This window comes from Streptomyces sp. NPDC094032, from assembly GCF_040303965.1.
Classification (GTDB): Bacteria; Actinomycetota; Actinomycetes; order Streptomycetales; family Streptomycetaceae; genus Streptomyces.
Window position 1 is genome coordinate 147253 of the sequence record NZ_JBEOUE010000020.1, and the last position, 6304, is coordinate 153556.

Annotated in this window: 8 protein-coding genes; all 8 read right to left on the bottom strand. The window is 71.0% G+C overall.

The features are described 5' to 3' along the window. Nucleotides 1-140 precede the first annotated feature (140 nt). A complete protein-coding gene (gene ruvB, locus ABTZ54_RS25890; protein WP_351667411.1) occupies nt 141-1220 on the bottom strand; it encodes a Holliday junction branch migration DNA helicase RuvB in 1080 nt (359 codons plus the stop codon). A gap of 32 nt (nt 1221-1252) precedes the next feature. Beyond that, the gene (gene ruvA / locus ABTZ54_RS25895) at nt 1253-1885 is read right to left on the bottom strand and encodes a Holliday junction branch migration protein RuvA (protein WP_351667413.1); all 633 of its coding nucleotides are present in this window, start codon (nt 1883-1885) and stop codon (nt 1253-1255) included. Continuing rightward, nucleotides 1882-2412 carry a crossover junction endodeoxyribonuclease RuvC gene (gene ruvC / locus ABTZ54_RS25900; RefSeq protein WP_351667415.1) on the bottom strand — a complete coding sequence of 177 codons (531 nt, stop codon included), beginning with the start codon at nt 2410-2412 and terminating at the stop codon, nt 1882-1884. Before ruvC ends, ruvA begins: the two co-directional genes overlap by 4 nt. A 129-nt stretch (nt 2413-2541) precedes the next feature. Further along, nucleotides 2542-3294, bottom strand: a complete 753-nt coding sequence (locus ABTZ54_RS25905) for a YebC/PmpR family DNA-binding transcriptional regulator (protein WP_351667417.1) — start codon at nt 3292-3294, stop codon at nt 2542-2544. A gap of 62 nt (nt 3295-3356) precedes the next feature. Continuing rightward, nucleotides 3357-3944 carry a pyridoxal 5'-phosphate synthase glutaminase subunit PdxT gene (gene pdxT, locus ABTZ54_RS25910; protein WP_351667418.1) on the bottom strand — a complete coding sequence of 196 codons (588 nt, stop codon included), beginning with the start codon at nt 3942-3944 and terminating at the stop codon, nt 3357-3359. Nucleotides 3945-3950: 6 nt separating this feature from the next. Beyond that, nucleotides 3951-4856, bottom strand: a complete 906-nt coding sequence (pdxS, locus tag ABTZ54_RS25915) for a pyridoxal 5'-phosphate synthase lyase subunit PdxS (RefSeq protein ID WP_046907504.1) — start codon at nt 4854-4856, stop codon at nt 3951-3953. Nucleotides 4857-4980: 124 nt separating this feature from the next. Continuing rightward, nucleotides 4981-5523: a LemA family protein gene (locus ABTZ54_RS25920; protein WP_351667420.1), complete on the bottom strand. Its 543-nt coding sequence runs from the start codon at nt 5521-5523 to the stop codon at nt 4981-4983. Between the two features lie 11 nt (nt 5524-5534). Then, entirely contained in the window at nt 5535-6161 is a 627-nt protein-coding gene (locus tag ABTZ54_RS25925; RefSeq protein ID WP_351667422.1) for an MBL fold metallo-hydrolase, read from the bottom strand. Nucleotides 6162-6304: the final 143 nt, after the last annotated feature.

The following is a 6304-nucleotide window of genomic DNA, read 5'->3' on the forward strand; positions in this document are numbered from 1 at the left end:
CGCGAAGACTGCGCAGCCTGATTCGGGGGTGGGTGCGCCGACCATAAGGAGCGGCACCGGCGGAGTCTAGGCGAGTCCGCATCGATGGAACAACGCCCAGCATCGCACCCCGGTTCCCTAACGGGCGAGTCTCCGCGCCGTCACGCCCCGAACAGCCCCTGTTGTCCCTTTCCCGCCGCCCCAGGCCCCGCGGCCTGCGGCGGAACCATTCCCAGGTGGCTCCAGGCCGCCGGAGTGGCGACCCGGCCACGGGGTGTACGTGCGAGAAGTCCCTCACGTACGAGGAAGGGTTCGGCGACCTCCTCGACGGTCTCGCGCTCCTCCCCCACGGCGACGGCGAGGGTCGACAGGCCGACCGGGCCGCCGCCGAACAGCTTGAGCAGCGCCTGGAGCACCGCGCGGTCGAGGCGGTCGAGACCGCGGCTGTCGACCTCGTACACCCCGAGGGCGGCGGCGGCGATCTCGCGGGTGATCACGCCGTCCGCCCTGACCTGGGCGTAGTCCCGCACCCGGCGCAGCAGCCGGTTGGCGATCCGGGGGGTGCCGCGGGAGCGGCCGGCGATCTCGGCGGCGCCTTCGGTGTCGATCTCGACGTCGAGGAGGCCCGCGGAGCGGCGTACGACCCGCTCCAGCTCGTGCGGCTCGTAGAACTCCATGTGCCCGGTGAAGCCGAAGCGGTCGCGCAGCGGCGGCGGCAGCAGGCCGGCCCGGGTGGTGGCGCCGACCAGGGTGAAGGGCGGCAGCTCCAGGGGGATGGCGGTGGCGCCGGGGCCCTTGCCGACGATGACGTCGACGCGGAAGTCCTCCATCGCCATGTAGAGCATCTCCTCGGCGGGCCGGGACATCCGGTGGATCTCGTCGAGGAAGAGGATCTCGCCCTCCTGGAGCGAGGACAGGATGGCCGCGAGGTCGCCGGCGTGCTGGATGGCGGGGCCGCTGGTGATCCTGATCGGCGCGTTCATCTCCGCCGCGATGATCATCGACAGGGTGGTCTTGCCGAGGCCGGGGGCGCCGGAGAGCAGCACGTGATCGGCGGTGGCGCCACGCTGGCGGGCGGCCTTGAGGACCAGGTCGAGCTGCTGACGGACCTTCTCCTGGCCGACGAACTCGCTGAGGTCCTTCGGCCGCAGCGCGGCCTCGACGGCCTGGTCGTCGCCCTCGGCGGAGGCGTCGACGATGCGCTCCTCCTCGGCCGGTGCCGTCTCGTCGTCCCAGTTCACGGTGGTGGATGCCTTCTTCTTCGTACGGGAGGTCAGCGGGCGCGGTTGAGGGTCTGCAGGGCGGCGCGCAGCAGCTGCGGGACGGGCGCGGAGCCGGTCTCGGCGAGCGCGGCCTCGGCCTGCGGGGTGACGGCCGCCACGGCCTCCTCGGCCTCGCGGCTCGCGTAGCCGAGCCCGACGAGGGCGGCGGCGAGCTGCTCGGTCCAGGGGGCGGGTCCACTGGCGACGGCCCGCTGGGCGCCCACGAGGCCACTGCTGCCGAGCGGGGAGCCCAGCTTGTCCTTCAGTTCGAGGAGGAGCTTCTGGGCGCCCTTCTTGCCGATGCCGGGGACGGCGGTCAGCGCCTTCTCGTCGCCGGTGGAGAACGCGAGCCGCAGCGCGTCGGGGCGGTGCACGCCGAGCATGGCCTGGGCGAGCCGGGGGCCGACCCCGCTGGCCGTCTGGAGCAGCTCGAAGACCTGCCGCTCGTCGTCGTCGGCGAAGCCGTACAGCGTGAGCGAGTCCTCACGGACGACCAGTGAGGTGGCGAGCCGGGCGTGCTCGCCGATCCGCAGCCCGGCGATCGTGTTCGGGGTGCACTGGACGGCCATGCCGATGCCGCCGACCTCGACGACGGCGGTCGAGGGGGCGAGGGCGGCCACCGGGCCGCTGACGAAGGCGATCATCGGGTACGGCCTTTCGAGGCGTGCAGGGCGACGGCCTGCTGGAGGCGGTTCTGGGCGGGGGCGCGCCAGATGTGGCAGATGGCGAGGGCGAGGGCGTCGGCGGCGTCGGCCGGCTTGGGCGGGGCGGAGAGCCGGAGCAGCCGGGTGACCATGGCGCCGACCTGGGCCTTGTCGGCCCGGCCGCTGCCGGTGACGGCGGCCTTGACCTCACTGGGCGTGTGCAGGGCGACGGGCAGGCCGCGGCGGGCGGCGCAGAGCATGGCGACGGCGCTGGCCTGGGCGGTGCCCATCACCGTGCTCACGTTGTGCTGGCTGAACACGCGCTCCACGGCCACGAGTTCGGGCTGGAAGCGCTCGATCCACTCCTCGATCCCGCGCTCGATGCCGACCAGCCGGGTGCCGATGTCGGCGTCCGCGGGCGTCCGCACGACACCGACCCCGAGCATGGACAGCGGCCGCCCGGCGACGCCCTCGACGACCCCGACACCGCAGCGGGTCAGTCCGGGGTCAACCCCGAGTACGCGCACGTCACCCCTCCCTGATCGCAAGTCTGTTTGTGCAGGCTATCCGCTGCCACCGACAACGCAGGGCAAAGCAGCGGGCCGACGGGGTGTGTCCCGTCGGCCCGCTGCCGAAAAGCCGTGCTCAGGCCGCGCTCAGGCGTCGACCTTCTCCATGACCTCGTCGCTGACGTCGAAGTTGGCGAAGACGTTCTGCACGTCGTCGCTGTCCTCCAGCGCGTCGATCAGCTTGAACATCTTGCGCGCGCCCTCCTCGTCGAGCTCGACCTGCATGGTCGGGACGAAGCTGGACTCGGCCGAGTCGTAGTCGATGCCGGCCTCCTGGAGCGCGGTACGGACCGCGACCAGGTCGGTGGCCTCGCTGATGACCTCGAAGCTGTCACCGAGGTCGTTGACCTCCTCGGCGCCCGCCTCCAGGACGGCGCCGAGGACGTCGTCCTCGGTCAGCTCGGCCTTGGGGAGCACGACGACACCCTTGCGGTTGAACAGGTACGAGACCGAGCCCGGGTCGGCCATCGAGCCGCCGTTGCGGGTCATGGCGACGCGCACGTCGGAGGCGGCACGGTTGCGGTTGTCGGTGAGGCACTCGATGAGCACCGCGACACCGTTCGGGCCGTAGCCCTCGTACATGATCGTCGCGTAGTCGACGCCGCCGGCCTCAAGGCCGCCGCCGCGCTTGACCGCGGAGTCGATGTTCTTGTTCGGGACCGACGACTTCTTGGCCTTCTGGATGGCGTCGTACAGCGTCGGGTTGCCCTCGGGGTCGGCACCGCCGGTGCGGGCCGCGACCTCGATGTTCTTGATCAGCTTCGCGAAGAGCTTGCCGCGCTTGGCGTCGATCACGGCCTTCTTGTGCTTCGTCGTAGCCCATTTAGAGTGGCCGGACATCTGCCTGTCTCCTTCGCGTAACCCATTACTGAACGAACCCCAGAGATCCTACAAGGATCAGGTCACCGCTCGTCGCGCACCATGTCCACGAACAGCTCGTGGATCCGGTGGTCACCGGTCAGCTCGGGGTGGAACGACGTCGCGAGAGCGCGCCCCTGCCGTACGGCGACGATGTGACCGTCGTGCTCGGCGAGCACCTCGACCTCGGCGCCAACGGACTCGACCCACGGGGCGCGGATGAAGACGCCCTCGACAGGAGTGTCGATCCCCGTCACGGCCACACCCGCCTCGAAGGACTCGTTCTGCCGCCCGAAGGCGTTGCGGCGCACGATCATGTCGATGCCGCCGAAGGTCTCCTGGCCCGAGCGCGGGTCGAGGATCTTGTCGGCGAGCATGATCAGACCGGCGCAGGTGCCGTACACGGGCATGCCGCCCGCGATCCGCTCACGCAGCGGCTCCATCAGGCCGAACAGCACGGCCAGCTTGGAGATGGTGGTGGACTCACCGCCGGGGATGACGAGACCGTCGACCTCGGCGAGCTCCTCGGGGCGCCTGACCGGCCTGGCCACGGCGTCAGCCGCGGCCAGGGCGATCAGGTGCTCCCTGACGTCGCCCTGGAGCGCCAGGACACCGATCACGGGAGTGCTCATGGGTGCTTACCAGCCCCGGTTCGCGTAGCGCTCGGCCTCGGGCAGGGTGTCGCAGTTGATGCCGACCATGGCCTCGCCCAGGTTGCGGGAGGCGTCCGCGATGACCTTCGGGTCGTCGTAGAAGGTGGTGGCCTTCACGATGGCAGCGGCGCGCTTGGCCGGGTCGCCCGACTTGAAGATGCCGGAGCCGACGAAGACGCCCTCGGCACCGAGCTGGCGCATCAGCGCGGCGTCGGCGGGGGTGGCCACACCACCGGCGGAGAACAGCACGACCGGCAGCTTGCCGAGCTCGGCGACCTCCTTGACGAGCTCGTAGGGGGCGCGCAGCTCCTTGGCGGCGGCGTACAGCTCGTTGTTGTCGAAGCCGCGCAGCTTGGCGATCTCGTTCTTGATCTGGCGCAGGTGGCGGACGGCCTCGACGACGTTGCCGGTGCCGGCCTCGCCCTTGGAGCGGATCATGGCCGCGCCCTCGGCGATGCGGCGCAGGGCCTCACCGAGGTTGGTGGCGCCACAGACGAACGGCGTGGTGAAGGCCCACTTGTCGGAGTGGTTGACCTCGTCGGCCGGGGTGAGGACCTCGGACTCGTCGATGTAGTCGACGCCCAGCGACTGGAGGACCTGCGCCTCGACGAAGTGGCCGATACGGGACTTGGCCATGACCGGGATGGAGACCGCGCCGATGATCTCCTCGATCATGTTCGGGTCGGACATCCGCGCGACGCCGCCGTCCTTGCGGATGTCGGCGGGAACCCGCTCCAGGGCCATGACGGCCACGGCGCCGGCGTCCTCGGCGATCTTCGCCTGCTCGGCGTTGACCACGTCCATGATCACGCCGCCCTTGAGCTGCTCGGCCATGCCGCGCTTGACGCGGGAGGTGCCGATGGCGTCGGCGGACTGCGGGGTGCTGGACATGGGTACCTCACTCAGTGACAACGGGGGTTGTTGACGAGACGAGGAAACCGGCCACCAGGGGGCCACAGCAAGGGCCAATGTGCACCCGGTGGATCGTTTTCGCAGGTAACGAAGGCTACAGGCCTCAGGCAGGCCGATCCGCAAGGGCCACGGGCGGCTCGTCATCCATTTCGAAGGCGAGCGGGAACGGGGCGTGACCGGCCAGCCGGAACCAGCGCACCTTGCGGTGCCGGCGCAGCGCCCTCGCGGCCCGTACGGCGTCGTTGTGGAACCGCCGCGCCATCGGCACCCGCCGCACGGACGCCGCCAGCTCCCCCGCGGCCTCCTCGCCACCGGGCGCCTCGCGCACCACGTCGACCTGCTCCTGCTCCCCGAAGACGGCCCGCAGCGCCTGGCTGAGCTCGCTCTCGGCGACCTCCCGGTGGTCCTCCTCGGCCTGGCGGGCCGCGTGCGCGGCCTCGTAGAGCACGATCGACGCGGCGGGATCGAGCACCCCCGAGGTGGCCAGCTCCTGAGCGACCGAGGCCCGCCGGAGCAACTGCGCGTCGAGCGCCGCCCGGGCCGCGTCGATCCGCGTGTGCAGCCGGTCGAGGCGGCCGGCGGTCCAGCTGAGGTAGACGCCGACGAGGATCAGCGCGGCAACGGTCCAGATCAGGGTTTCGGTCACGGGCGCACAGGCTACCGGGGCGGGGGCAGCACCCCTTCCCAAACCTCCCGGTCATGGGCGAACAGGACACGCGCGGGCCGCCCGCCCCCGAGCTCCCCGAGCCGCTCCAGCCACGGCCGGTACGGCCGCCCGAACTCCCCCGCGAAGTCGTACGCCTGCCCCGCGAGCACGGTCACCCGGTCCCCATGATCGACCACCAGCGACTGATGCCCGTCGGTGTGCCCCGGCGTCGGCACCACCCGCACCCCCTCGCCCACCTCGTACTCACCATCGACCTCCACGTACCGCACACCGTCCACCAACGAGTCGATGGTGTACCCACCCGCCCGCGCGACGGCGAGCTCCTTCTTCTGCACCAGCACGGGGCGCCCAAGCGCGCGATTGCCGCCGATGTGGTCGAAATGCAGATGGCAGTTGACGACCAGATCCACGTCCCCGACCTCCAACACCCGCCGCACGGGCCGATAGTGCGCGTCGGTCTCGGGCGAACCTTCCCCAAGTCCGGTGTCGAAGATGAGGCTGCCGCCACGATGCCTGACCAGGTAGGCGAGCACCGGCTCCTGCCGATCGTGATCGCCGCCCCACTCCTCGGCGGGCCGAACGAAGTATCCGAGATCAAGCATCTCCACAGAGATCATCGCCCCACGCTGCCACGGGCATGCCGCAGCCGACAACGGCGGGAGCCGCCCGGTGCCGGAGCGGGGGTGGGGGTGTCCGGACGTGGCGGCTCGGCCAGCCCCACGACCACACGCACCGCATGGGTCTGCTCATCGCGGCCCAC